Genomic DNA, 26,365 nt, shown 5'->3' on the forward strand with positions numbered 1-26,365 from the left:
AGGAGGCAACAAAATGGCTCAAATAGACATTAAAATGAATAATGTCCGATCTTCAAATAGCCGGTTAAAAGGAATCACTTCTGATTTGACGGATACACAAAGCCGAATATCGGGTCTACGTCATTCGATTGACAGTCGAATCACGAGTAGGCAAGGCATTGGTGCAAACTTAAGCAGCATGGCTTCTTCCATCCACGATTTAGAAAAACGTCTCAATCGACTACATAGTTTCGTAGATAATAGTGTAACTCAGTACGAACAAGCGGATAAACGAGTAAACTCCAATTCCAAAAAATTAACCGAACCACCTAAAAAATCATTTTGGGAGTCGGTTGGAAATTTCTTTGGTGTCGTGGGTGACTCTATTAAAGGATTTGCAACTGGGCTGTGGGATGTCGGCGTAGCTACGGTTGAAGGGATTTGGAACATCATCACTCATCCGGTTGAAACCTGGAATGGTCTTGTGCATGTTGTAACACACCCTGTCGAAACCGCAAAAGGAATATGGGATGCAATCAAAACATCATGGAATGATGATGTTATCAATGGAGATGCTGAAAGCCGAGGAAATTGGTTTGGTCGTGCTTTTGGAGAAATCGCCCTAGCAGTTGTAGGTACAAAAGGTGTCGATAAAGCGGTAAAATTAGTTAAAGGGACAAAAGCTGTCGAGGAGGCTGGTGGAGTTAGAGTTGTAGATAATATTGTGAACCAAAAAACTAGTGATTCGATAAAAACTGTACTTGATGAAAATGGATATACCCCAGATACTTTTGTTAAATTACTTGATCCTGATAGGACATTAACTCCTGCTGAAATGAATGCAGTTAAATCGATTAGGGACCAAATCGGGATTCCACCAAGTGGTACCTCGATGGCAAAAGTAATTCCGCAATCCGATATTTACAAATACTTATATAACCAATATGGCGGTGTTCGAGGTTTTACTGCCGTTGGAGAACACTCTTCAAATCTTAAAACATTGAGGGATAATTACGAAGGAGCAAGACTAGATTATAATGATTCAGCTTTTAAACTAACTCATGGTGTTGACGGAATATCTAAATCTCCTGGGGCTCCGGATAAATTTTTCGGTGTTATTGAGTATCGATTAGATGATCCAAAACAACTTTCAATACCAGACTGGGCCCCTAAACCTGACAGCTACCCGTATACAGGTAGAGGTTTTACTGGAAGTAAGGAAGTGATTTTACCAGAATATTATCAGGATACACGTAGTTTCACAAATGGAGATATATTAAAAGTTATTGATGGTAACACTGGTGATACAGCTTTAACATTTATCTATGATGTAAAATTAAAACAATGGATATCAGTTGATTGAGGTGAAAGACGATGAGTGAATATTGTATTTACAAAAACAAAGTTTATGAGGTTGTAATAAACGGTGATCAATTAAACTTAACGAGTTACGATGTAAACGACAAACTAACGAATGGATTTAAGGAGTACGTAGACGTCTTAGGAAGGCCACATAAGGACATTTTTGAAAAAGACCTTGCAATCTCAGATGTGGATTTAGTTTTCCGTAAAAAAATAAACGCAATTTATAAAGGAAAGGAATTTGAAACCTACGGAATTAACACTAGTACATTAGAAAACAATTACATTCTATTATTTAGCATGGATTATGATGATGTAAATGACTATGGATTTACAAAACACGAGCAATTTGTATATCAAAAAGAGGTTGCACTTGATGACATCGAAGCATTAGTTGAAATTAAAAAGCCTATCTTAAAGTGGAAAGATCAGCCGGAATCAAGGAAAACCATTCCAACCAACAAGATTTTAGAATATTTAAGTTAACTATTAAAAGTTGCCTAACCCGAATCTACTGGTTGGGCAATTTTTAAATCCAAATTGCTACGAACGTTTAAGAACTGACATTAGAGGATTAAACAAACTTAATAATCTATCAAAAGAGAACAAGTAAGAATCAGTAAATTATTACTTCCCTTCCCTTATAGTTCCATTAAACTTTTAATATTGAGGCGATAAGTTATGAGCAAATACGCAATTTATCAGAATAAAATTTACCCAGTTAATCCTACGGGTCAAGTACTTCGTTTAAAAAGTACAAATCAAGATAATGGCTTCCATGTACTTACTGATTTAGCAGGAAACAAGCATGATGATATTTTTATTAAAGAGGTTTCCCGTGAAGATGTTGAACTAGTGTATGAGTTAAAGATTAACGCAATTTATAAAGGCAGGGAGTTCGAAACGTATGGGGTTGACTCCTCTACTTTAGAAAAGAATTACATTCTTTTATTTAGCATGGAATATGATGATGTAAATGACTATGGATTTACAAAACACGAGCAATTTGTAAATCAAAAAGAGGTTGCACTTGATGACATCGAAGCATTAGTTGAAATTAAAAAGCCTATCTTAAAGTGGAAAGATCAGCCGGTATCAAGGAAAACCATTCCAACCAACAAGATTTTAGAATATTTAAGTTAACTATCAGAAATTGCCTATTTAAAGACAGTATTTGCATTCTTTAGATATCTAGAATGAAATAACCTGTAAGTCACTAATAAGTTGATAGTCTAACAGATATAATGAAAAAGAAAGCCCCATAGAGTAATATTCTCCATAGAGCTTTCTTTAGCCTACATAAAACACCGTTACCCCAATGCCTCTGAACATATAAATATTAAAAAACAGTATGGACTATTTTATGCAAATCGTTCTAATGAAAACGGTGTTATATCAATGTCTAGATCATCTTTTTCAACAATTTGTGATATTAGTTTTCCAGTGGATAATCCCATCGATATTCCCATCATTGCATGACCTGCAGCAATATAAGCGTTTTTCACCTTAGGTATAGGTCCTAAGACAGGTAAACCATCTGTAGTCATAGGACGCATTCCTGCCCATTGTTTTTTAACTTTCTCATTATCTAGTTTAATTCTTAAATAATCTTCTGCTGATTTTTTAATTGTACTTAATCGCTCTTGATTCAAGGATTTATCTATTCCAGTTAAATCCATTGCTCCCCCTACACGAAATTCATTATTAAATGGCGTTAGTCCTACTCGTGTATCTCCAAAATAAAGTGCATGTTGGAAGGCATATTCTTCTGACTCTATTGTTATGGAGTAACCCTTTCCAGAAATCATCGGAATCTTTTTATTAAATCCTTCCTTTAATAGCCCTACACTTTCAACACCAGCAGCCACTAGGCAAATATCAGTAGGTATTTGTTCATTTTTCAAATGTACCCTCTTTACTACACCATTATTAACATCAAATCCTAAAACCCTTTCATTTTCTATAATCGTAACACCTTTATTTTTTAAAAATTTTTCTAATCCCTTGGTTAATGATTCGGGTCTAACATGTCGTTCACCAGGCATCAGTATTCCCGCCTTCACAGACTCATTTAAAAGCGGTTCTTCTTGAAGCAATTGCTCATGGTTTAAAAAAAGGGGCATTGGTTGACCAATATTTCTAGCCTTTTGCATTTTTTCATATTTTAGCTTAGCTTCCTTCTCGTCCTTAAAAACCATTAACAAACCTTTATGATGGTATTCAAAGCTTACGCCTTCTTCAAGTAGTTCCTCATATAATTCTATAGAATTTAATCCCAAATCAAGTGATGCATTTAAACCTTTAGTAAAATTGTTCACATTACAATTTTTTATGAAGCCGATAAGCCATGGTGCAAGTTTAGGAATCAGTGTGGGTTTTAAATATAATGGACTCCCCTTCTTAAACATCCACTTTATCCCAGAACCAATAACTCCTGGACCAGGCACTGGGTCTGATAATGAAGGACAAATCCATCCCATATTTCCCTCAGAACATCCGCCACCAATAGTTCCTTTATCGATTATCGTAATGTCATGGTTATGCTTACTTAGGTAGTACGCTGAGGACAGTCCAATAATACCGCCTCCTATTATGACAATCTTCGCCAATTCAACACCGCCTTAATCATTTATGTATAATCGCTGTGAGGACTAATTCAATTGCGATTCCTTCAATAGCAAAATTGCTAACCTCAAAAGTTGCACGATTTGGAAAGTAATCCGGAAAATATTCATTCCAAATGTTATTCATCTTTTCTTTATCTTTAATATCTTTTAGATATACAACTACTTGCGCAATATCCGTTAATTCTCCACCAGCATTTTCTATAATGTGTTTCATATTTTCAAAAGTTAGTTTTGCTTGTTCATCAAATTCTCCTGTTTCTATTTGACCATTAAAATAGATTGGTATAATAGAACTTGATAACAAACCGTTTTTTAACGTACCGTAGGAGATCCCCTTTAACTTTGGCAATTCACCATTAATTTGTCTCATATACACTACTCCTTGTTATCGTTTTTCTCCATGTATTACTTCATCCACATAGTATTTAGCACATATGATTCCTGTTGCAACGGTAACAACAATCATTGCAATAGGTATTGCATATAAAAGGAAACCATACATTATTATTTCAACTCACTTTCAAAAGGTGGATTAATAATTCTCTTTGAATTTCTAGTAATTAAGTAAACTACTAAGAATACAATCATGTTTGCGATTAAACCCGGAACTACACCAGATAAACCAAATGGATCCTTTAAAATAAAAGTCCATAAAACCGTGACAACAATACCGCCGATAATGCTACTAATGCCTGCATACACATTTGAAACTTTCCCCATAATTGCTATTACTAGAGGAAAGACAATTGTTGGAGCCCAAAAATAATAGGAATACTCTAATGCCTTAATAATACTAGGGACGTTAACAGCAAAAATGACAGACCCAACTCCAACAATTAGTGTAAATACCTTTTCAATCATTAAATATTCTTTATCCGTGTACTTTCTTTTTGCTAGAAAAGGAGAAAAAATATCTTGCATAAATGATACCGTTGTTGAATTTAAAAATGAACTAGCTGTAGACATAATGACAGCCATTAAAGCAGCAATCGCTAATCCTGTAATACCTATCGGTAAGATATTTTTAACAATGATAGGCATAGCTTGATCGGTTCGAATATCTGGATATAATACACGAGCAACCACCCCTATAGAAGCGCTTACAAAAAAGAAGCCAAATGAGAAAAGACCTGCAATAATATAACCTTTTCGTGAATCACTTGAATTCTTAGAAGAAAATGCTCTTTGTGTGTATGGTGGAATTAATGCCTCTCCTAATAAAAAAGTAATGAAAATTCCAATGAAGGTTACTAATTCCCAATTACCTAAAAATGAAAAATGTTGTGCTGGAACATTTTCTAGAATTACATCTACTCCACCAATACGATGTATACTTATCATTAAAGCTAATGGTAGGATAATTCCTAATAGTACGAACTGCAATACGTCTGTTTGTATAACAGCCCAAATACCACCAAACGCTGTATAAATAATTACAAAACCCATTCCGATTACTATACCCCATATCATCGGAATATCTAATATAACATTCGTAATAATACCTAATGCTAAGGCTTGCCCGCCCAAAATCCCGGTACAAAGACATACCGATAATATACCAGTTAACAATTTAGCTAGCTTACCATAGTGCTTTTCCATAATATCTCCAACAGTTTGGGCACCGACATAGTTTTTCAATTTAGGAGCTATAAAAATTCCAATCAGTACGCTTGCGAAACCATAGGCAAAAAAAGCGAACATAAACACATAGCCGTCTTTAAATGTGTTTCCTGCCGTTCCTGTCGATGCACCTCCTCCCAATACCGCCGCCGCCAAACTTGCAAAAAGCACAGGCCATGTTACCTTTTCACTTGCCACATTGTAATCCTCAACACTTTTAACGTTTTTACTTGATTGATAGCCAATAATCCCGATTAGAATGAAGTAAGCAGCTATACAACCCCAATCAATCCAACTCATAACTAAAACCCCCTTTGTATGTTTCTGAATATTCATTTTATTATAGCTTTAAGGTTTTTTCATTGTGATATTCATACAAAATTTATGCTAATTAATAGTAAATTTTTATTCGTTTATCACATAGAAGTATTTTCTATCTCATTCATTTTTAAGGCTAAATAAACATTAATAATCTCCTTAAAATTTCTAGGATTGATTGAATATAACTCTTCTAATCGATTTAGACGATATAACAAGGTATTTTTATGGATATTTAAATTCTCTGAGGCCTTGCTAACATTAAATCCACTTTCACACCAAACACAAATAGTACGGAACCATTCTGTCATATCTGTTTTTTGGTTAATTATTGATGAATAATGTTTTTTATATTTTGTTTGTATTCCTATTGGAATAGAACTAATTAAATCTTCTAAACGTAGTTCATCTATAAAATAGATATGTTTTAAATTATCCACTTTTCTACCTAATTCAATAGCCTTCCAAGCATTATTAATCGAGTTCTTTAGCTCCATAATATTTTGAGCTTCTGAGCCAATTCCAATTTTAAAATTGATTTGTTGTTTTACTAATAACTTTGATAACTGTTCACAATAATATTTTATTGGTTTTTCGTTTACCTTATATAACACGGTATATTTATTTGCAGTCGTACTTGTAATAAAAACCCTTGGTTCCGAAAAAAAATTGTTTAATAGTTCTGTTATTCTGTCATTTATTAATAGATATTCACTAGTTTCCACTGAGTGACTTTCTTGACTAATATCAATTGCAATTATCTGGTTCTTCATCCTCAAGTTAATTCCCAATTCATATGCGTTTATATACAATTCTTTTTCATTAGTTATCGCTGGATTGAATACAGATATTTCGTGTAACAAACTCTCTATTGCATAACGTTTTCTCATATTCATCTCATTAATTGTTTCTTCCCTTAAAATTATTTCTGCATATTTTTTAGCCAACATCGCATATTTAAGTACTTCCTCAGGATTACCAGTAATACCAATTGTGCCTATAATCTCACCATCTAATTCAATAGGGATGGTAATACCTGGTTTTACCCCTATCATATTTTTGGTTAGATTATCTGTGTGAGCAGTAATATTTTTTGAGAACATAACATTAAGAGATGCTTGATGAAGAGTACCGATTCTAGTTAAATCGCTACAGCCTATAACCATTCCATTATTGTCTGTTATTAATACATCAAATTCAATAATTTCACTAGTTAAATCAACTATTTCTTGTGCAATTTTCTCTAACATATTTCCCTCCGAAACTATTATTAATATTTTATTTACTCAAGATAGATGGGCACTAATCTTTTAGACTCCATCAATCCCTAAAAATTGGTGTTAGTCCTTTTTCAACCACTAGTTCAACAATAAGATTGTGAGAATATATTAAATGCTACCTTAAAATATATTTAATAAATAGCATTAATTTCTTCATATAGCTATACTTTTCTATTAGTTAGATATCTTATAAAGCAGTACCATTAATAACAAACTTAGAAAATTTATGGTGTACTTCTGTTTTACACCTTTAGCTGTACTTTTATATCATGGAAATACCCTTAATAAGGCATAAAAAAGACAACCATAGCCCTTACCTAGATACCAGGGGCTTGAGTTGTCTTTTTAATCTGTTTTAGTTTCACCTTTTTGAATAGATTTCTATTAAAATCCCGATTTATTTGGTCCTTCATCCCGCTGATGAAGAACATTCCAACTTCGATTTCAATCCGCTCAGTCCTTCATCAACCGTAAACTCCAGTTACCGGAACATACTGCGACCCCATAACAGCACCTACCCCTACTGCTGCTCCTTCTCCCCCTCCACTTCAATAATTCCTTTCAAGTCGTCCTGCACGCTTTGTGGTGCGAGAGGAACTCCGGAGCGATAGGCAGAACGCATGATGACGTGTGCTGAGACTGGGGCAGTCAAAAACACAAAGAAGATTCCTAGAAATAGGCGAATGCTGAATGTGCCTTCTAAGATAAAAAACAAAAATGTTCCTACTAAAATAAATAGCACTCCCATTGTTGAGGCCTTTGAAGCTGCATGGGCACGTGAATATACGTCAGGTAACCGAATCAATCCCACCGCACTTAAAAAACTAAAGATGGTTCCTATTAAAATGGATAATACGGCTATGACCTCGATTACCTCAATCGGATTGTTTATGTCGCTCAATGACAACACCTCTTTCAATAAATCTCGCAAAGGCAATAGTTCCGATGAAGGAAAGAATTCCTATTAATAAAATCACTTCAAAAAAGCCGGTATTTCTTAAAAACACCGAAAATATGGCAACTCCCGAAATGATATTTATCCCTAATACATCAAGAGCTTGAATTCGGTCGGAGGCTGACGGTCCCTTCACTAACCGATAAATTGTCGCGAAAATAGCAAATGTAAGAAAAATCATTGAAAGGATTAAAATTGTTTTGATCATTAGCGCGTCACCCTCTTTATTGCCTTTTCGAATTTTGCTGTTGAACGTATTACAGCATCACTTGATTCCGGGATGTCCATGGCATGAATATAAAACTTTTTTTCATCATGTGACACTTCAACCACAACCGAACCAGGTGTTAAGGTTAACAGCATCGCTAGTAAGGTTATTTCCAAGTCCCCTTCCAATTCTGTTTCTAGGGTAAAAATGCCCGGAGTTATATTAATTCTCGGTCGCATAACCTGCTTTATCACTAAAACACTCGAAGTAAATAACTCATGTATAAAGACAAGAAATAACTTTATGATTGCTAGCAAAGTGACCACATAAAATTGATGTGGAAAATACCTTCGCAGAATAAATAGCACGATTAAACCAAACAAATAACCACTAAAAAAGGTGAGAACGGTCCAACTATCCTGGAGAAACATCCAAATAGTACCGATTAGCAAATTGATAAGCACTTGCATGGGCATTGATACCACCCCTTTCCTTTATAGAATGCCAGCGTGTAATAAACCCTCTAGCTGCTTCCAGACTCTACTCCATAACCGTACGACCTAAAACTGCATCAATATAAATACTTGGGTTCATTATGACTTCAACAGCAAGATCAACATACACGCTGATCCCTTGTGCCCCTAGGCCAAGCGCAATCGTCAAAGCCGTAAGGATACCCATAGGAAATAACATACCTGATAATGATTTGGTTTCACTTTCCTCAGGCACGTCTGTGTGTCCCCAAAATCCGACCATAAAGATTTTCATAATCGAGTAGAGAACCATTAAACTTGTCAACAAACCAATTCCACCGAGCCAGAAATAACCGGAAGCAAATGTGCCCTCTGTAATAAATATTTTCCCTAAGAACCCACTTAAAGGGGGTATCCCTGAGAGCGACAACGCAGCAATGAAAAACATCCAGCCGAATTTTGGCTGTAGCCGCATGACTCCACTGAACTCTTTTAAGTTACTAGTTCCGGTAAAATAAATAAGTGTTCCGCCCAATAAAAAGATTAGGGCCTTCACAATCATATCGTGGATTAAATAGTAGATAGAACCAGTAATCCCTTCCGCCGTATGCGAAGCAACCCCAGCTAAAATGAAGCCAACGCCGACGACGACATTATAGGTAATGATTTTTTTAATATCCCAATAAGCAACAGCACCGAAAGCTCCAAGCAGCATCGTAGCGGCCGCCATAATTCCAATTAATAGATGGGTCACCTTTGGCTCATGATAAAACACAAGCGTGAACAGTCTCATGATCGAATAAATGCCTACTTTTGTTAAAAGCGCTGCAAAAATAGCTGCAATCGCTGTTGGCGGAGCACTGTATGAGCCCGGTAGCCAAAAGAATAGAAACAAACCCGCTTTCAAGCTAAAAACAATTAAAAATAAAATCGCAACAGTTGTCATGACACCGTCTTGGCCAACATCGGCAATACGAACAGATAGATGAGCCATATTCAATGTCCCTGTCATCGCATATAAATAGGCAACTGCCACTAAGAATAGAAAAGATGAAATTAAGTTCACCAAAATGTATTTAATGGATTCGCGAAGTTGGATTTTCGTGCCACCTAACGAAATCAAAACATAGGAAGAAACAAGCATGACTTCAAAACAAACAAACAAGTTAAAGATATCACCTGTCAGGAAGGAACCATTCACACCTGTAATTAAAAATAAAAAGAGCGGATAAAAATAAAATAACTCTCTTTTCTCTCCGATTGTTTTAAACGCATAGAGTAGACAGCAGAAAGCCACAACACTTGTAACCATTACTAAGATTACAGCTAACAAATCGGCAACCATGCTGACCCCAAACGGAGCTTCCCATCCACCCAATTGGAGAACTTGTATACCATCTATTTTAATTTGATGCATGAGCACCAAAGAAATAACGAATATACTAAATACCGCAACAAGACTTAGCGCTCGATGCAGTCTTATATTTTTTCGAAATATAACCAAGACCATTCCAATAATAATTGGAATGATGATTGGCAGAATGACTAAATTACCCATCGCTTTTACCTCTCAATGCTTGCGTATCGTCCGTGCCTAATTCCTTATATGCACGGTAACTTAGCACTAAAAATAATGCTGTTGTTGCAAAATTTATAACAATTGCCGTTAAAAGAAGTGCCTGCGGCAATGAATCAACATAGGATAATCCCTTTATTCCCAATAACGGGGGTCCCCCTTTTTCAAGACCACCCATCGTAATAATGAGCAGGTTCACACTATGACCGAGTATAGAGGTTCCTAAGATGATTCGTAATAGAGTTTTCGTTAAGATTAGATAAATTCCAATTGCAAATAAGATTCCTACTAGAATTGACATTAAAGTTTCCATTACCTGTCATCACCTATACTCATAATAATTGTGAGGGATGTTCCAATGACTGCCAAGGCGACGCCTACATCAAATAAAACAGCTGAAGCAAGCTCTGTTTCTCCAAAAACAGGTAGCTCAATATATCCAAAGGTCTGTGTTAAGAACGGTGCACCAAAAAGCGTGCTACCAATCCCAGTGCCAACCGCGATTAACACCCCAATCGCTGCAACCACTTTAAAATCGAGAGGTAGATTTTGACGGACTGTTTCAATATCATAGGTCAAGAACAGAAGAACCAGTCCCGCCGAAAATGTTAAACCGCCTATGAAACCACCACCCGGATGGTGGTGACCCGAAATAAACAAGTTGATGGCGAAGGTAAAAATAATAATCACAGCAACCTTCGTTATACTACGTATGATGACATCATTCGGCTCCTTCATCTGATCCCTCCTTTGCTAAACGTAACTTGATTAATGAATAAACACCGAGACCTGCAATACTCAAAACAAGAATCTCAAGCATTGTATCAATCCCACGGAAATCAACAAGGATTGCATTTACGATATTTTTCGCGCCTGCAAGTTCGTAGGCATTTTCATAGTAGCTTGAAATGGAGTCAAAAAGGCGATTTCCATTTACCGATAAAGCTACGATTGTTACTACTGCCCCTGCCCCAATGGAAATAATCGCATTTGTTAGCTTAAAAGGAATTTTGCTAATTTCCTTGCGCAGCTGCGGTAAGTGATAAAAACACAGTAAGAATAGAACCGTTGTCACTGTTTCTACAACTAATTGCGTCAACGCTAAATCAGGTGCACGGAATAAGACAAAGAAGAGCGCTACTAAAAATCCAAGTCCTCCCACTGCAACAATCGCGGAAATTCTTGTTTTTGAAAACAGAACAGCAACCGCTGAAACAACCGCAAAAATCATAATCGCCACTTCAAATGGTGTAACCGGGTTATCATTTGATGAATCAAAGGAAATCCCATCAAATAACCAGATGGACCCACCGACAACAACGATTAAGAATCCCATGATATAAACTAGATAGTCCCGAATAAAACCTGTCATGTAATAGTTTGTAATGGTACCAGAAACATTCTCCATTTTATCTAAAGCTTGATTGTAGAGATTGTTGATTGTCAGCGACTGTGGATAGGAGTAGTAAATTTTGTACCATTTTCTTAAGTTGAGATAAAGAATTGTCCCGAGTACAACTACCCCAATTGTCATCCAGAGCTCTGGACTTAAAAATCCATGCCAAGCTTCTATTTTGAGTTCCAGTACTTCTGCCTCTGAGAGCACAGGTAATACGGAAGTCAGGGCTGGCTTTAATAAATAGTTCGAAAGCAGATTTGGGAAAAAGAAGCCAATTATCACAAGTGAACCTAAAATGATTGGTGATATCAGCATTCCAAATGGTGCTTCATGGACCACTCGATCATGGTCAAGCTTATATTTCCCTCTAAACGTTTTAAATACAAGTATCATACAGTAGATGAATGTAAATACACTTGCAATCCATGCGATAATAGGTATGAGTACTCCAATAGTCTCCATGTGGAAGAAATCCATTTTTGCGGCATGATTTACAGCTGCAAAAAACATTTCTTTACTTAAAAAACCATTAAATGGCGGTAATCCTGCCATGGAAAAAGCGCCTATTACCGTAAGTGTAAAGGAAATAGGCATTAAATGGATCAACCCACCGAGTCTTCGAATATCACGAGTCCCCGTCTCATGGTCAATTATCCCAACTACCATAAAGAGACTTCCCTTAAAGGTCGAATGGTTAACTAAATGAAAAAGGGCTGCAAAGATGGCTGTACCATAAATCACCGTCTCGTCTCCTAAGCCGAAATACATGGCCGCAGAACCGAGACCTAAAAGGCTCATAATTAAACCTAATTGACTGATTGTTGAATAGGCCAATAATGCTTTTAAATCGGTCTGACGTACGGCATTGACAGATCCATAAAGCAATGTGATTAAGCCGACACCTGTGACCAACCAAAACCAGACAGAAGAACCACCAAAAATTGGGGTTAAACGTGCGACTAAATAGATGCCCGCTTTTACCATCGTAGCTGAGTGCAAATAGGCACTAATAGGTGTTGGTGCCTCCATCGCGTCTGGCAGCCAAATGCTAAATGGAAACTGTGCTGATTTTGTAAAAGCACCAAGTAGGATGAGTACCATCGCAGGTATGAATAAAGGACTGGATGTAATCGAGTCAACGTTTAACAGCATTTCCCGAATACTGTTTGTTCCTGCAGCGCTCGAAATGATTACGAGTCCTGCAAGCATCGCTAAACCGCCAAAAATTGTAATTAGCATTGATTTTTGTGCACCATAGCGTGATTTTTCACGTTCATACCAATACGCAATTAATAAGAAGGAAGACACACTTGTCATTTCCCAAAATACATATAAAACAAATACATTATCAGAGAATACTAAACCGAGCATAGCCCCCATAAACATAAGCAAATACACATAAAAATTATGGAGTTCTTCCCGTTCCTTTGATAAGTAAAAAATCGAATATAAAATAACTAACGCACCAATCCCTGTAATTAACAAACCAAAAATTAAACTTAAACCATCGATATAGGTTGTAAAATTGATGTTATAGGAAGGCATCCAAGGAATGCTTGAGATGATGGTATTCCCATTTGCAATAGTGGGAATAAATGTTATAAGATAAGAAAAAATCAGAAGTGGCACGAAGAGAACGAACCAGCCTGTATGGATGCGTGGAATAAACGTTTTATATAATATAGGAACAAATACAGCAAAAATAAAGGGTAGCATGATTAAAATATGGAACCAAGACAATGGAATCCCCTCCTTAAATCGGATATTTTTTACAAAACTGTTTTATGGATTGACCTATTTTGTAGCATGCGATATAGTCATACATAGTTTATAAATAAAAGAATAATGTTTTTACTTTTTATAGGTGGTGTGTTAAATGTAAGCCCAGCTAAATAGGGACTATCTTAAGGGTTCCTTATTTTCTAGGTATTTATGAAACGGAAATTGGCTAGGCCAATGATTTCACATCAACTCTGAGGTGATAATAATGAAAATGAGTAAAGAAAGAATGGATGAGAGTATTCTTGTATGTGTATATTATGGTCCAAATGGTGAGCGTCTCATCCAACGTGGCTGCAAGATTGCAAAGATGCTAGATTGTCCACTTTATATTTTAACCGTCGACCCAAAGCCTTTTGATGATCTCGATCCTGAAAAGGTACATTATATTGCAAGATGGAAAGAGCTAGCTGACCAACATAGTGCAGATGCCTTTATCATTAAGGACAATGAAAAAAGACCCATTTCGAAAGTCATTGCTGATGTAGCTAGAGAGAAAAATATCACCCAAATTATCCTTGGCCAAACCGCACAAAGCCGCTGGGAGCAAATTGCAAAAGGTTCCATTATTAACTCATTATTAAAAGAAATTCCTTTTGTTGATCTTCATATTATTTCGGTTGCGCGTTTCCTAAAAAATACGGAAGGTCAATTTGAAAAAGGGGTTCGTGCATATCTTGTTCAAGATGAGAATGAGTATCGTCTTATCTTCAAACATACAAAAGATGTCATTTATGAAGGAATTTTCTTTAAGGAATTTGGTACCGACTTTAATAACGGTATTTTTAAATTTATGAAGGACCAGAAGACTTTACAGGTTCAAGTAAATGATGATATCGTAACTGACTTTACAAACGTAGATATGAATACAAATATAGATGATGATAATTTCTTATAATTCTCCACCTCTTAGGTGGAGTTTTTTTTATAAGTTTACATCCACTTTCACTAAATTCTTCTCTTCCTTGTTAATTCCGATATATTTGAACGTCTCTGACGGAGAATGATGGTTATAGATATCCATTAAGATGGAAATAGCAATTCCTTTTAGGTAAGCATGATAACCGAATGTTTTCCGAAGCGTATGCGTACCAATCTTCCCAGGAATCCCAACTTCCTTCGCTGCATGATTGATAATCCGATAGGCCTGCTGTCGGGAGATTGGCTGGTTATCCTTTTTTGATTTAAATAAAAAATCACTGCCTTCAAATTTGATCGTTCGTAAATACTCACTCAATTCTTTTTTTACCATATTGTTTAAATAATAGGCTTTTACTTCCTCGCTTGTTGCATCCTTCACATAAAGGAATTCTTTGATCCCCGAATCATCCCAAACGTCCTCAACCCGCAAGAAGAGTAAATCACTTATCTTAATCCCCGTATTAATCCCGAATACAAAAAGCAATAGGTCTCTTTGGGACTGCTTTTTTAATACTTCTTTGATTTCATTTATTTTGTTAACGTCCCGTATCGGATCGACAAACTCCATCAGTTTATCCTCCCACTCATGTTACATAACATAAAACTAACATAGATTAAGTAACATAACAAGAATTTTGCTTACAAATTCATTGAAGAAAGTTTTCCCTATTTTGTTGGGAATAATAAGCAGACCAGCAAAATAACCCTCAAATTCTATCTCAAAAAATGATTATTTTATTTAAAGCGGGGCAAATTATAAAAAGTTATTTTAGCAATTATCACCATTATCACCATGGAAAGGAGTTTTAAAAGATATGAGAAAGTTTGGATGGGTCATCATCGCCTTACTTCTCGTGATTGCTATTGGTGCTGGTGTAATGATTTCCAATAACATTGGCGAAGAAGAACAGGCTGAACAAGGCGTTGAAAACCAGGAAAAAGAGAATCAGAAAGCAGATAATAACAAGCATTTTTCTGTGCAGCACAAGGATTATCCAGGTAAAATTGCTCCTAAATTTTCTGCAGATGATTTAACCGCTGAACCTTCAGGAGATTGGATCACGAACGGTGGAAACATCTTTAATGGAAGGTACTCCCCATTAGATAAAATCACTAAATCAAATGTAAAAGATTTAAAAGTCGAATGGGTTACAAGTCTTGGCTCTGGTTATGAGTTTAAATATTCCGGCGAGGCAACTCCAATTGTCTATGACGGGGTTATGTTTACAATTACAGGAGCTCATGATGTTCAAGCAATTGATGCGAAAACAGGTGAGTTAATTTGGGAATACCGTCCGGAATTAGCCGCAAATTTAGATACTGTCTGCTGCGGATGGACAAGTAGGGGTGTTGGTTTAGGTGACGGAAAAGTATTTGTTGGACTTTTAGATGCAAGATTAGTTGCCTTAGATCAAAAAACAGGAAAATTTCTTTGGGAAACGAAAGTAGAAGATTGGGAAAAAGGATATAACATTACAAGTGCGCCTCTATATTACAACGGAAAAGTATATACTGGGGTTGCTGGTGGTGAGTACGGGATTCGTGGATTTGTTGCTGCCTACGATTCGGAGAAAGGTAAAGAGGTTTGGAAAACTCATACCGTCCCAGGACCTGACGAAGTTGGACACGACACTTGGCCAAAGGACAATGATGCATGGAAACGAGGTGGAGCAGCTGTCTGGCAAACACCTGCTATTGACCCAGAGCTAGGTATTCTCTATCTCTCGACCGGTAATCCTTCTCCAGACCTCGATGGATCTCAGCGTGAGGGAGATAATTTATTTGCTGATTCCGTACTTGCATTAGATGCCGAGTCGGGTGAATACAAATGGCATTTTCAAGAAGTTCATCATGATATTTGGGATATGGATGCACCTAACCCAGTCGTTCTTTTTGATGTAGAAATGGATGGAAAAGCGAGAAAAGGAATTGCGCAAGCTGGAAAAACAGGCTGGCTCTACATACTAGACCGAACAAATGGTGAGCCGCTAATCGGTATTGAAGAAAAACCAGTACCACAGGATGAAAGACAAAAAACAGCTGCAACTCAACCATTCCCGGTTGGAGATGCCTTCATTCCACAAGGAGTGACAGAGGAAGATGTTAAAAAGGACTTTCCTAGCGATTGGAAAGGTAAAATCGGAAATATCTTCACTCCTTTCTGGGATGAATTCGTTACTTTAAAGCCATCCCCTCAAGGTGGGGCAAACTGGCCGCCATCAGCCTATAACCCAAATACTGAGCTTTTTTACCTACAAGCAAATGATACGTATTTCTCATTCTCACATCGTGAAGGCGATGAGGCGAACAATTATAAAGAAGGCGAAGTATGGCTTGGAAGTGTATGGCAGCCAGTGAACGGGGCCCCTGGTCGTGGTGTCGTAACTGCAATGGACATTAAAACAAATAAAATTGTATGGCAAAAACATTGGGATCAAATTGCCTATAGTGGACTATTGACTACAAAAGGAGATCTCCTTTTTGCTGGTCATAATGATGGACGAATAATTGCATTCGATGCAACAAACGGTGACGAATTATGGGAGTTTAAAATGGATGCAGGAGCAAATGCACCACCAATCACCTATGAGATTGATGGTAAGCAATATATCACGATTTTTGCTGCAGGTAACTCACTTGCAGGAACAACTCATGGTGACAAAATCTACACCTTCTCACTTGAAGGTAAATACGCATCCCTAGAAGATATCCCTGAAGATCAAATCAACGTCTCACCAACAGCAAATGACCCTGCAGCTACTGATAAGAAGCAAGATGCTGAAGAAGGAGACAAATCAACTGTACATCAGGGTGCAGATATTTACAAAAACAACTGTTTAGCATGTCACGGTGACAACGGTGAAGGCGGTCATAATGGACCGAACTTACAGAAGAGCGATATGTTAAAGGACAAGGATCAATTGCTCAATCAAATTAAAAATGGTAGTCCTGGAATGCCTCCATTTAAGGACACATTAGATGATAATCAAATAAATGCCTTAGTTGAGTATCTACAGAGTCTTGGTAAATAACAGGAAAGGGAATCGTTCATTGAGCGATTCCCTTTTCTTCTGCTTTCCCTGCGTAAATAAAACCTGTTTCCTTGTCCCTTTTGTTGAATTAATTTTATAATGATTAATATGAAATGAAATTATTGAATCGGCACAAAGGAGGCAAACATGCAACAAGATATCATATCATCAATAACCTTCAAGAATGTAACGTCCAATAATGAATTAAAACAGGTTCACAAGCTAGAATCACTGATCTGGAGCCCTGAAGACACAGTTCCTATTAGTCATACAGCAGCCACAATAAAAAACGGAGGATTTGTTTTAGGGGCTTTTTACAAAGACGAGCTAATTGGCTTCCAATATAGCTTTCCTGGCTTTGATGGAAAAAAGCCCTACCTTGTCTCTCATAATCTTGGGATTCACCCTGATTTTCGTAAGCTAGGAATTGGTGAATTGTTGAAACATGAACAAAAGAAATTGGCTTCCGAAATGGGGTATGATTTAATCTCTTGGACGTATGACCCGCTTGAAACGGTAAACGCCAATTTGAACCTGCATAAATTGGGCGCTGTTTGTACCTCTTATATCGTAAATGCATATGGGGAAATGACGGACGGCATGAACGACGGGATATCCACTGATCGTTTCGTAGTAGAATGGTCTGTTAACGAAAAAGAGCATGCTAACAGAAACGTTGATTTTAGTCATGCAACTGTTTTAATTCGCACAGGGTTTGTGGATGGCTGTTTAACGCCTGGTGACATCAAATTGGAAGAATCCGGTGAGACCTTATTGGTTCCAGTACCAGGTAATTTTCAAGAAATAAAGAAAAAAAACTTTGATATTGCGCTAAAGTGGAGAGAAAAAACAAAACAAATTTTCACCCATTATTTGAATCACGGTTGGGTTGTCACTGATTTAATAAAAGATCCCGAACATAACGGGCATTACATGTACCTTTTAGAAAAATAAAGTTTCGAGGAGATTCAAAAATGGAGATTAAAAGTATTATTTTGCGATATATGAGAATGCAATTGCTTCATCCTTTTAAAACGAGTGTTGGAACCCTAACAGATAAAGATTTTATCTTGGTGGAAGTTAAGTCGAAAAGCGGCCACTCAGGTTGGGCGGAAACCGTCTCTGATGCAATCCCGATTTACCATGAGGAAACAGTGAAAACCAATTGGCATATGCTTAAGGATATCTTCATTCCAAAGCTTATGAAAACAGAGATACAACACCCTGATGATGTATCGGAAGCATTCAAGGATCTGCGAGGGAACTACAATGCAAAAGCTGCCTTAGACGGCGCAATTTGGGACCTTTACGCAAAGGAACAAGGAATTTCATTAGCTAAAGCCATTGGCGGAGAAAAGGATAGAATTGAAGTTGGAGTAAGTGTTGGCATTCAAAAGTCTGAGAAAGAGCTCCTTCAAAAAATAGAAGGCTTTGTTTCAAGAAGCTATAAGCGTATTAAAGTTAAAATTATGCCGGGGTGGGATATGAGTATATTAAAAGCCATTCGTCAGGAATTTCCTGCTATTCAGCTTATGGCGGATGCAAATTGTGCATATACCATTGATGATATTCCGTACCTAAGACAATTGGATGAGTTCAATCTAATGATGGTCGAGCAGCCTTTTGGCTATGATGATTTGATTGATCATGCGAGACTGCAAAAAGAATTGAATACCCCTATCTGCCTTGATGAATCCATCCACACGGCGGAAGATGTTCGGAAGGCAATCGAAATTGGAAGTGGAAAAATCATTAATCTTAAAATCGGTCGTGTTGGAGGTATCACCGAATCCTTAAAGATTCATGAGCTGTGTGTGAAAAATAAGATTCCGATGTGGTGTGGTGGAATGCTTGAAGCCGGAATTGGACGAGCACACAATATCGCCATCACAAGTCTAGCAAATTTCACTTTACCTGGAGATACAGCGCCTTCGTCTCATTATTGGAAAGAGGACATTATTACTCCTGAGGTTACGATGAAGGATGGGTATATCGAAGTTCCAAAGGGCCCAGGTATTGGTTTTGAGCCGAACTTGAATAAAATTGAAGACTTTATGTTGTATAGCGAGACGTTCCATAATCAGAGTTGATGGGATAGAAAAAAACCGCTCTTCCGTACCGAAGAGTGGTCTTTTGCTTGATTTATAGGTGTCTTCATTCAAATTATTTAAATGTTTTTATTTTGTTTCCAGTATACTTAATACATTTTTTACAGATTGAGCAGATTTTTCGAGTGCGGTTCTTTCATTTTCCGTCAACGGAATTTCAATTATACTTTCAATTCCATTTCCGCCAAGGATAGTCGGAACACCTAGGTAAATTTCTTCGTATCCATATTCGCCTTCTAGGTAGGCAATCGATGGCAAAATTCGTTTCTTATCTTTAAGGATGGCTTCTGCCATTTCGACCATCGAGGCAGCTGGTGCATAATAGGCACTCCCTTGGCCAAGCAAGTTGACGATTTCTCCCCCGCCTTTACGAGTTCTTTCCACAATAGCTTCTATTCGTTCTGCTGGCAGTAATTTCTCAAGAGGTATGCCTCCAGCATAGGAATAGCGAACAAGCGGAACCATATCATCCCCATGCCCACCAAGAACAAATCCTGAAATATCCTCAATCGAAACTCCCAATTCTTCTGCAACAAAGGTATTAAAACGAGCTGTATCTAGAACACCTGATTGTCCAATTACGCGATTCTTCGGAAATCCTGTTGTCTTATAACACACGTACGTCATTGCATCGACAGGATTACTTAAAACTAAAATATAGCTATTGGGAGCATACTTCTTTATATTCTTTGAAACTTCAATCATAATCTTTTCATTTGTAGCTACTAAATCATCGCGGCTCATTCCTGGTTTGCGCGGAAGACCAGCGGTAATGAGGACTAGATCAGCGTCTTGAATATCTTCATAATTAGAGGTTCCTGTAATTTTAGCATTAAAGCGCTGAACTGGGCTTGCCTCAAGCATATCAAGGGCTTTCCCTTTTGTAGGATTTGATTGTGAAGGAATATCAACTAATACAACATCTCCTAGCTCTTTTTGAGCTAGCATAAGAGCGGCTGTTGCACCGGTAAAGCCTGCACCAATGACAGCTATTTTTTTTCGTGTAAAAGCCATTTTTCTCCTCCGTTCTTAGTCATGTTGTTTATTCAATAAGATACGTATAATTCTGGTTTCTCTTCATCTTGCTAAGGTTCAGTTTTAAGTGTTTCGTTTTTGGGTGTTTCACTCTTGACGTTTGTTGCATTCTTTTTTGAATTTCTTGGATTTCGTTTTGGTGTTGCCGACTTTTTAGGTGCTGGAGAGCTTTTCACCTTTTCTTTTTTCTGTCTTTCAAATAATGTGGAGTTGATAGAATCATCCGGATGTGGAATAACATGTGCGGAAACTAGTTCCCCAACTCTTCCCGCAGCCTCTTTTCCGGCATCAACAGCAGCTTGGACAGCACTCACATCCCCTTGAACCAAAACAGTAACAAGGGCTGCATCGACCATTTCTTGTTTTACCAACGTAACATCGGCCGATTTTAACATTGCGTCAGCAGCCTCAATCGAACCGACCAATCCTCTCGTTTCAATCATTCCTAATGCTCTACCCACGTTCATTTCACCTCTTTTTCTACATCGACAGAATCTATAATTCCAATAATTAGGGCATCTATTGGTATCTTTTTTTCACCAGATAGATTAGCAGCTGCGCTTCCGCGCGTTACAAGAACCTGGTCACCAAAACCAGCTCCGATTCTATCTACAGCAACAAATGGAACTCCAGCATTCGTTCGGTCTGCTTGTTCAGGTTGCACAATTAAGAATTTTAATCCTTGTAACTCATCCTCTTTCCTTGTGGCCCAAACGTTTCCAATTACTGTCCCTAATTCCATTTATCTTTTCGCCCCTTTTGGATCAAGTATCCTGATGTCTATTTCCATTTCTCTAGCGGTGTCTCTAGCTAGCGGTGTGATAATTGTATGAGAATCAACCTCTATGATATTCCCATCACAATCCTGTATATCACGCCTTGTTAGAATTTTTTTCTTTTTAGATTCTCGCCTATCCTCTTGCCTTAAGTCAGTGGTTCCATTTATTGTATCTACAAAGCGCTCAAACATGTCTACCCTTGCTCCAAACAATAAGAGTGTTTCAATATACCCTTTTAGTTGAGCAACGTATGCTTTGTTACGGGGACTCTTGGAATACAAATGGTCCTCTAAATAGATAGTGGGTACAATCGTTACAGGAGTTGACTCCATGAAACATCGAGAAAGTAATTTGCTTTCAGGTGTATCAAATATTCCCAAAGCTCCTTTTACAAGCAAGTCCTGTGTTGCGTGCATAAAAAGTACATGGCTGATATGATCCAACCTTACTTTTTCCTCGCCGACATAATGGCTAATCGACCATTTCGCTTGCAATTTCGATAATTGTTCAGGCTCTGCAAACGAAATATCTCCAACTACTAATAAATTTGGTTTCTCCACTGCTAGTAAATGGGTATCCTCTTTCGATAGCCTTGCAACAACTTCGCCTACAATTCGTTCAATCATCTCTCGATCAATCATGACCGTTCCCCTCATATTTAACAATTCTCCCCAATGTTTTCCCTTTAATAAAACCAGCATTGGCCTCATCTGTATCGACATGCATTTCGAGCTTGTATCTTGGTGAAATACGAATTAACACCTTACCAAATGTAATTGGGCGTTCTCCTTGAACCTCTATTTTCACATAGTCTCCATCTTCCACACCATGATTCTGGGCGTCGTCAAGATTCATGTGAATATGCGCCTGAGCAATGATTAGCCCTTCTTTTTTGTAAATGCTGCCTTTAGGTCCAACAATCGTTACTGGTGCTGAGCCTTCAAGATTACCGGATTCTCTCAAAGGTGGCTTTGCACCAAGTTTAATAGAATCTGTTTGACTAATCTCTACTTGGGTCATGTTACGCGCAGGACCAAGAATGCGCACTTTTTCAATGCTGCCTCTTGGTCCCACAATTGTAACGAATTCATTTGCTGCGAATTGTCCAGGCTGTGACAAATCCGTTTTTTTTGTTAACTCAAATCCTTCACCAAAAAGTTCTTCAAGATCACTATTACTTAAATGGCAATGTCGAGCAGAAACGGCGATTGGAATCGAAAAAGAATCTTCCTTTTTCCCATTCAATTGGGTTACAACTTCCTCCACAATTGTTTCTATGAGTCGTTGATCCATGTTTCATGCTCCTAATCTATATGTCTATTTATTATTCTTGGATTTCTAACTTTGGCAAAATGCTTTCTAATTCATTGTGTGGACGTGGAATTACGTGTACAGAAATGACTTCCCCAACACGTTGAGCTGCTGCAGCTCCAGAGTCAGTAGCCGCTTTTACTGCACCTACATCACCTCGTACTAAAACTGTAACAATACCGCCACCCACATGTACTTTACCTACTAAGTGAACATTTGCAGCCTTGACCATCGCATCTGCAGCTTCTACAGAAGCAACTAATCCTTTAGTTTCAATCATTCCTAATGCTGTTAATTCTCTACTCATTTTTATTTCCTCCTATTAGTTCGTTATTTTATTTTTTTATAGTAAAAAATTTGTTAATTCATTTGATATTTTTTGATAACTTGGTTCACCATTTCTGCCACTTGCTTTTCATCAATTTCATTTTTCGATGGTACTTTGTTCAAGATTTTTTTGACAATATCATCAACACTTTGAGGTTTGCTCGTTTCTTGTGTAAGGTTTGTAACTGAAACGGATGGTTTAGGAATCGAAACTTCTTTAATTCCATATGCCATTCTCTTTATATTAATAAGATGACGAGCAGTTACGTTATCAGAAGTGATATTTCCACCAAAAGAACCACAACCCAGTGTCAACGACGGCAATAAGCCTGTAGTTGCACCAACTGCCCCAATAGATGAAAGTGTATTAACCATCAATCTTGAAACTGGCATTTCAAGGGCAAATTCATTTGCAACTTTTTCATCATTTGTATGAAGAGCTAAGCTATGTCCTCTTCCACCTAAATTAAGAAGCTTTATACAGTATTCTTTCGCTTCCTCATAGCTATCTGCTGTATAGAAGCCAAATATTGGAGAAAGCTTTTCAATTGATAATGGGACATTCTTTCCAACATTCGTTTCTTCAGCAACTAATATTCTTGTTTCAGCTGGTACAGTAAACCCTGCCATTTCAGCAATTCTAACAGCACTTTGGCCGACAATTGCAGGATTCAATTTTCCTGGCTCTGGTGATATTAGTTTTTCTAGCTTTGCTTTTTCACTTTCATCCAAAATGTATGATCCATTGTTTTTAAGTTCACGAATCACCATTTCTTTAATATTCTTATCTACAACAAGAGCTTGCTCTGTTGCACAAATGGTGCCGTTATCAAAGGATTTACTATCAACAATCATTGAAACAGCCTTAGAAACATTTGCTGTTCTCTCAATGTAACAAGGTACGTTTCCTGGTCCTACACCATAAGCAGGTTTGCCCGAGCTATAAGCTGCCCTTACTAATCCGCCGCCGCCAGTTGCTAAAATAACGTTAACATCACGATGCTTCATTAACTCAGATGTTGCAGCCATCGAAGGTTTAGAAATCCAACCAATCAGCCCTTCTGGAGCTCCAGCTTCAATTGCTGCCTGTTCACAAATTTTCAGTGCCTCCACTGTACATCTAACGGCACGTGGATGTGGGCTTACCACAATAGCATTTCTAGTTTTCAAAGAAATCAATGCCTTAAAAATCGCGGTCGATGTAGGGTTTGTCGTAGGGATAATCCCAGCTACTACTCCATAAGGATAGGCAATTTCTGTTACCTTCTTTACTCGGTCCTCATTGACAATTCCAACCGTCTTTTCATCTTTAATTGATTCATAGACCGCCATCGAACCTACTTCATTTTTTATCTTCTTATGCTCAACAATACCCATCCCTGTTTCTTCAACAGCCATTTTTGCAAGTTCAAGTGATTTTGAATAAGCAGCCTTTGCGACTCGTTCAACAATTTCATCCACCTGCTGCTGTGAATAGGACAAATACTTCTGCTGTGCTTCTTTTGCTCGTTTAACAGCATTGCGCATTTCTTGAATGGATTGAAGATCTTGGTCAAATTGCACAGGATAAACTCCTTTCTATTTAATATTTGAGTGGATTTTCGGCAATCCGTTGAATACTATCTCGGAATGCATCGGCGGCTGCCCTACAAGCAGATTGCGAACCTGTCAGCAAGCCCCCACCAAAGTTCGTTTCAGACGGTGGCCCAAAAAACTTAACTAATTCTACGTCTGCAGCCTTTAGGGCTGCATCTAAGCCATAAACAGCTTCCAGGGGAGGTGCGATTAAATAAGCAATCGGTTCTCCCTGATTGATACCTGCCTCTTTTGAAAGGTAAGAACCGGAACTTGAAATCACGTGAGCAAATAAAGCATGTGTTTTTTCGGGATTAAGCGCTTCAAAATAGGCATCGGTTTCAGCTGTTTGAAGTACAGCATCAATTCCACTTTGAACTTCGTCTGGTGTTGGTCCTGCTAAGATACCAATCATTTCACCAGATAGTGGCCCAGAAGCATGTGCAGATCCCGCGTAAAATGATCGTGCATAGACGACGTCAACAGCAGCCCTTTTTGTTGCTTCATCCAAAGCTGTGTATCCAATATCATCAACCGTTGATGTGAAAATTCCCAAACTTCGCTGATGCGGTTCAAGGTTTAATTCCTTTCCCAATACTGGATCTACATTTGGTATGATACGAACAGCTAAAATATCAGCATAAATTCGTTCTAAAGCCAAATTGATTACCTCCTATGATTCTTTCTGAACCAGTGATACTCCACTAGCTTCATATTTTAAGATTTTTTGAATCACAGTTCCGATATAAGCACCGGCTTCTACAGGAGGAATTCCCCCCTTATGAATGTTTGAAATCACCATCCGGTCTGCTTCAATCGTTCCTATTCTTGGCTGATAACAAAGGTATGCACTCAAAGACTCTGCACTAATAAGTCCCGGGCGCTCACCGATTAAGAGAACAACAACATCTGGTTGAAGGATTTCACCGACATCATCCATGACAGCGACCCTGCCTTTTTCAATATAAAAAGGTGTCCCAGTATCAATGCCAAGACTTTTTAAAGATTGCTGCAAGGAGAGGTAAACATCTTCCACATTCTCTTCGACTGCGCTCGAGCTTAACCCATCAGATACAATGATTTGGACTGTAGGGTTTTTCTTACATTTTTCAAGGATTGTTTTCTTTGCTTGATCCGATAATTTACGTCCATAATCAGGTCTGCGAATATATACCTCTTTATCGTTGACTTTCGTTTCAATCTTGAATAAATCCAAGCTTTTTAGAAGGTTATCATTCACAGTTCCATAGACAGCATCTACAGCTGCGGCGTGGTCATATCTAAACTTTAGCCAAGTATTGGTTTTTGGACGCAGACCAGCTCTTCCAATTCCAATTCGAGCAGGTGTTTTCGAAACTAATTCCTTCAGCTCATCAGGATTTTTAGGATTTTCGATACCTGTTGCCGTCTCAAGGCTGGTTGGTATATCTATTTCCTGTTCGATTGGATCCTCTGAATTGTTGGTATAAGGTTTAATGTGAATAACATCCCCCACAGATTCAGTACTTTCTTCTTTATGTTCTGCAGAAAGAATTGTCTTTTTCTTTGTTGAGCTTGAAGAATGATCCCAAAATGTAACAGCTTTTTCTTCTTGTTTATCAGCCACAGACTGCTGTTGATCTGTTTCTTTTTCATTCTGTAACTTTTCAATAACGAGCTTAGTGACCATTTCTATTAAATCAGCATTCATTTGATTCAACT

Annotated in this window: 28 protein-coding genes; 7 read left to right on the forward strand and 21 right to left on the reverse strand. The window is 37.7% G+C overall.

All coding sequences use genetic code 11. The features are described 5' to 3' along the window. The first annotated feature begins 13 nt into the window (after nucleotides 1-13). From V7138_RS02475 to V7138_RS02485, 3 genes are all read left to right on the forward strand, one after another. The gene (locus V7138_RS02475; protein WP_335393950.1) at nucleotides 14-1,342 is read left to right on the forward strand and encodes a hypothetical protein; all 1,329 of its coding nucleotides are present in this window, start codon (nucleotides 14-16) and stop codon (nucleotides 1,340-1,342) included. 11 nt (nucleotides 1,343-1,353) lie between these two features. Beyond that, a complete protein-coding gene (locus V7138_RS02480; protein ID WP_335393952.1) occupies nucleotides 1,354-1,827 on the forward strand; it encodes a hypothetical protein in 474 nt (157 codons plus the stop codon). A gap of 195 nt (nucleotides 1,828-2,022) precedes the next feature. Beyond that, nucleotides 2,023-2,484, forward strand: a complete 462-nt coding sequence (locus tag V7138_RS02485; protein WP_335393954.1) for a hypothetical protein — start codon at nucleotides 2,023-2,025, stop codon at nucleotides 2,482-2,484. Between the two features lie 218 nt (nucleotides 2,485-2,702). Here the strand turns inward: V7138_RS02485 and V7138_RS02490 are convergent, their stop codons facing one another. From V7138_RS02490 to V7138_RS02540, 11 genes are all read right to left on the reverse strand, one after another. Then, entirely contained in the window at nucleotides 2,703-3,950 is a 1,248-nt protein-coding gene (locus V7138_RS02490; RefSeq protein WP_335393956.1) for an NAD(P)/FAD-dependent oxidoreductase, read from the reverse strand. Between the two features lie 16 nt (nucleotides 3,951-3,966). Continuing rightward, complete coding sequence (locus V7138_RS02495) at nucleotides 3,967-4,338, reverse strand: RidA family protein (RefSeq protein ID WP_335393958.1); 372 nt, start codon at nucleotides 4,336-4,338, stop codon at nucleotides 3,967-3,969. Between the two features lie 134 nt (nucleotides 4,339-4,472). Continuing rightward, nucleotides 4,473-5,888, reverse strand: coding sequence for a sodium:solute symporter family protein (locus tag V7138_RS02500; protein ID WP_335393960.1), 1,416 nt, complete (start codon nucleotides 5,886-5,888; stop codon nucleotides 4,473-4,475). Between the two features lie 116 nt (nucleotides 5,889-6,004). Then, the gene (locus tag V7138_RS02505; protein ID WP_335393962.1) at nucleotides 6,005-7,156 is read right to left on the reverse strand and encodes a CdaR family transcriptional regulator; all 1,152 of its coding nucleotides are present in this window, start codon (nucleotides 7,154-7,156) and stop codon (nucleotides 6,005-6,007) included. 550 nt (nucleotides 7,157-7,706) lie between these two features. Then, a complete protein-coding gene (gene mnhG / locus V7138_RS02510) occupies nucleotides 7,707-8,087 on the reverse strand; it encodes a monovalent cation/H(+) antiporter subunit G (protein WP_335393964.1) in 381 nt (126 codons plus the stop codon). Beyond that, nucleotides 8,062-8,349: a Na(+)/H(+) antiporter subunit F1 gene (locus tag V7138_RS02515; RefSeq protein ID WP_335393966.1), complete on the reverse strand. Its 288-nt coding sequence runs from the start codon at nucleotides 8,347-8,349 to the stop codon at nucleotides 8,062-8,064. Before V7138_RS02515 ends, mnhG begins: the two co-directional genes overlap by 26 nt. After that, nucleotides 8,349-8,825 (reverse strand): Na+/H+ antiporter subunit E, encoded by a 477-nt coding sequence (locus tag V7138_RS02520; RefSeq protein WP_335393968.1) that lies wholly within the window; start codon nucleotides 8,823-8,825, stop codon nucleotides 8,349-8,351. The genes V7138_RS02515 and V7138_RS02520 overlap by 1 nt, the downstream gene beginning before the upstream one ends. A gap of 64 nt (nucleotides 8,826-8,889) precedes the next feature. After that, complete coding sequence (locus tag V7138_RS02525; RefSeq protein WP_335393970.1) at nucleotides 8,890-10,380, reverse strand: Na+/H+ antiporter subunit D; 1,491 nt, start codon at nucleotides 10,378-10,380, stop codon at nucleotides 8,890-8,892. Beyond that, nucleotides 10,373-10,711 (reverse strand): Na(+)/H(+) antiporter subunit C, encoded by a 339-nt coding sequence (locus V7138_RS02530; protein ID WP_335393972.1) that lies wholly within the window; start codon nucleotides 10,709-10,711, stop codon nucleotides 10,373-10,375. Before V7138_RS02530 ends, V7138_RS02525 begins: the two co-directional genes overlap by 8 nt. Then, the gene (locus V7138_RS02535) at nucleotides 10,711-11,136 is read right to left on the reverse strand and encodes a Na(+)/H(+) antiporter subunit B (RefSeq protein ID WP_335393974.1); all 426 of its coding nucleotides are present in this window, start codon (nucleotides 11,134-11,136) and stop codon (nucleotides 10,711-10,713) included. The genes V7138_RS02530 and V7138_RS02535 overlap by 1 nt, the downstream gene beginning before the upstream one ends. Further along, complete coding sequence (locus tag V7138_RS02540; RefSeq protein WP_335393976.1) at nucleotides 11,120-13,537, reverse strand: Na+/H+ antiporter subunit A; 2,418 nt, start codon at nucleotides 13,535-13,537, stop codon at nucleotides 11,120-11,122. The genes V7138_RS02535 and V7138_RS02540 overlap by 17 nt, the downstream gene beginning before the upstream one ends. 247 nt (nucleotides 13,538-13,784) lie before the next feature. On the opposite strand from V7138_RS02540, the gene V7138_RS02545 reads away from it, so the two are divergent. Next, complete coding sequence (locus V7138_RS02545; protein ID WP_335393977.1) at nucleotides 13,785-14,474, forward strand: universal stress protein; 690 nt, start codon at nucleotides 13,785-13,787, stop codon at nucleotides 14,472-14,474. 27 nt (nucleotides 14,475-14,501) lie between these two features. On the opposite strand, the gene V7138_RS02550 is transcribed toward V7138_RS02545, so the two are convergent. Further along, nucleotides 14,502-15,065: a tyrosine-type recombinase/integrase gene (locus V7138_RS02550; RefSeq protein ID WP_335393979.1), complete on the reverse strand. Its 564-nt coding sequence runs from the start codon at nucleotides 15,063-15,065 to the stop codon at nucleotides 14,502-14,504. A 247-nt stretch (nucleotides 15,066-15,312) separates the two neighbouring features. On the opposite strand from V7138_RS02550, the gene V7138_RS02555 reads away from it, so the two are divergent. From V7138_RS02555 to menC, 3 genes are all read left to right on the forward strand, one after another. Beyond that, on the forward strand, nucleotides 15,313-17,529 hold the full coding sequence (locus V7138_RS02555) for an outer membrane protein assembly factor BamB family protein (RefSeq protein ID WP_335393981.1): 2,217 nt from the start codon (nucleotides 15,313-15,315) through the stop codon (nucleotides 17,527-17,529). 147 nt (nucleotides 17,530-17,676) lie between these two features. After that, the gene (locus V7138_RS02560) at nucleotides 17,677-18,483 is read left to right on the forward strand and encodes a GNAT family N-acetyltransferase (RefSeq protein ID WP_335393983.1); all 807 of its coding nucleotides are present in this window, start codon (nucleotides 17,677-17,679) and stop codon (nucleotides 18,481-18,483) included. Between the two features lie 20 nt (nucleotides 18,484-18,503). Beyond that, entirely contained in the window at nucleotides 18,504-19,619 is a 1,116-nt protein-coding gene (gene menC / locus V7138_RS02565; protein ID WP_335393985.1) for an o-succinylbenzoate synthase, read from the forward strand. Between the two features lie 87 nt (nucleotides 19,620-19,706). Here the strand turns inward: menC and mdh are convergent, their stop codons facing one another. The 9 genes from mdh to eutC all read right to left on the reverse strand — a co-directional run bounded on the left by mdh (nucleotide 19,707) and on the right by eutC (nucleotide 26,354). Then, on the reverse strand, nucleotides 19,707-20,651 hold the full coding sequence (mdh, locus tag V7138_RS02570) for a malate dehydrogenase (protein ID WP_335393987.1): 945 nt from the start codon (nucleotides 20,649-20,651) through the stop codon (nucleotides 19,707-19,709). Between the two features lie 71 nt (nucleotides 20,652-20,722). Further along, on the reverse strand, nucleotides 20,723-21,133 hold the full coding sequence (locus V7138_RS02575; RefSeq protein WP_335393989.1) for a BMC domain-containing protein: 411 nt from the start codon (nucleotides 21,131-21,133) through the stop codon (nucleotides 20,723-20,725). A gap of 2 nt (nucleotides 21,134-21,135) precedes the next feature. Continuing rightward, a complete protein-coding gene (locus V7138_RS02580) occupies nucleotides 21,136-21,414 on the reverse strand; it encodes a EutN/CcmL family microcompartment protein (RefSeq protein ID WP_335393991.1) in 279 nt (92 codons plus the stop codon). Then, nucleotides 21,415-22,092 (reverse strand): hypothetical protein, encoded by a 678-nt coding sequence (locus V7138_RS02585; protein WP_335393993.1) that lies wholly within the window; start codon nucleotides 22,090-22,092, stop codon nucleotides 21,415-21,417. Continuing rightward, entirely contained in the window at nucleotides 22,085-22,744 is a 660-nt protein-coding gene (gene pduL, locus V7138_RS02590; RefSeq protein WP_335393995.1) for a phosphate propanoyltransferase, read from the reverse strand. Before pduL ends, V7138_RS02585 begins: the two co-directional genes overlap by 8 nt. A gap of 31 nt (nucleotides 22,745-22,775) precedes the next feature. Continuing rightward, nucleotides 22,776-23,069, reverse strand: coding sequence for a BMC domain-containing protein (locus V7138_RS02595; RefSeq protein WP_335393997.1), 294 nt, complete (start codon nucleotides 23,067-23,069; stop codon nucleotides 22,776-22,778). A gap of 53 nt (nucleotides 23,070-23,122) precedes the next feature. Continuing rightward, nucleotides 23,123-24,652, reverse strand: coding sequence for an acetaldehyde dehydrogenase (acetylating) (locus V7138_RS02600; protein ID WP_335393999.1), 1,530 nt, complete (start codon nucleotides 24,650-24,652; stop codon nucleotides 23,123-23,125). Between the two features lie 19 nt (nucleotides 24,653-24,671). Beyond that, nucleotides 24,672-25,325: an ethanolamine utilization microcompartment protein EutL gene (gene eutL, locus V7138_RS02605; RefSeq protein WP_335394001.1), complete on the reverse strand. Its 654-nt coding sequence runs from the start codon at nucleotides 25,323-25,325 to the stop codon at nucleotides 24,672-24,674. Between the two features lie 12 nt (nucleotides 25,326-25,337). Continuing rightward, nucleotides 25,338-26,354, reverse strand: coding sequence for an ethanolamine ammonia-lyase subunit EutC (eutC, locus tag V7138_RS02610; protein WP_335394004.1), 1,017 nt, complete (start codon nucleotides 26,352-26,354; stop codon nucleotides 25,338-25,340). Between the last annotated feature and the right edge of the window lie 11 nt (nucleotides 26,355-26,365).

It is taken from the genome of Bacillus sp. JJ1533 (assembly GCF_036965045.1).
Lineage (GTDB): Bacteria > Bacillota > Bacilli > Bacillales > Bacillaceae_L > Ferdinandcohnia.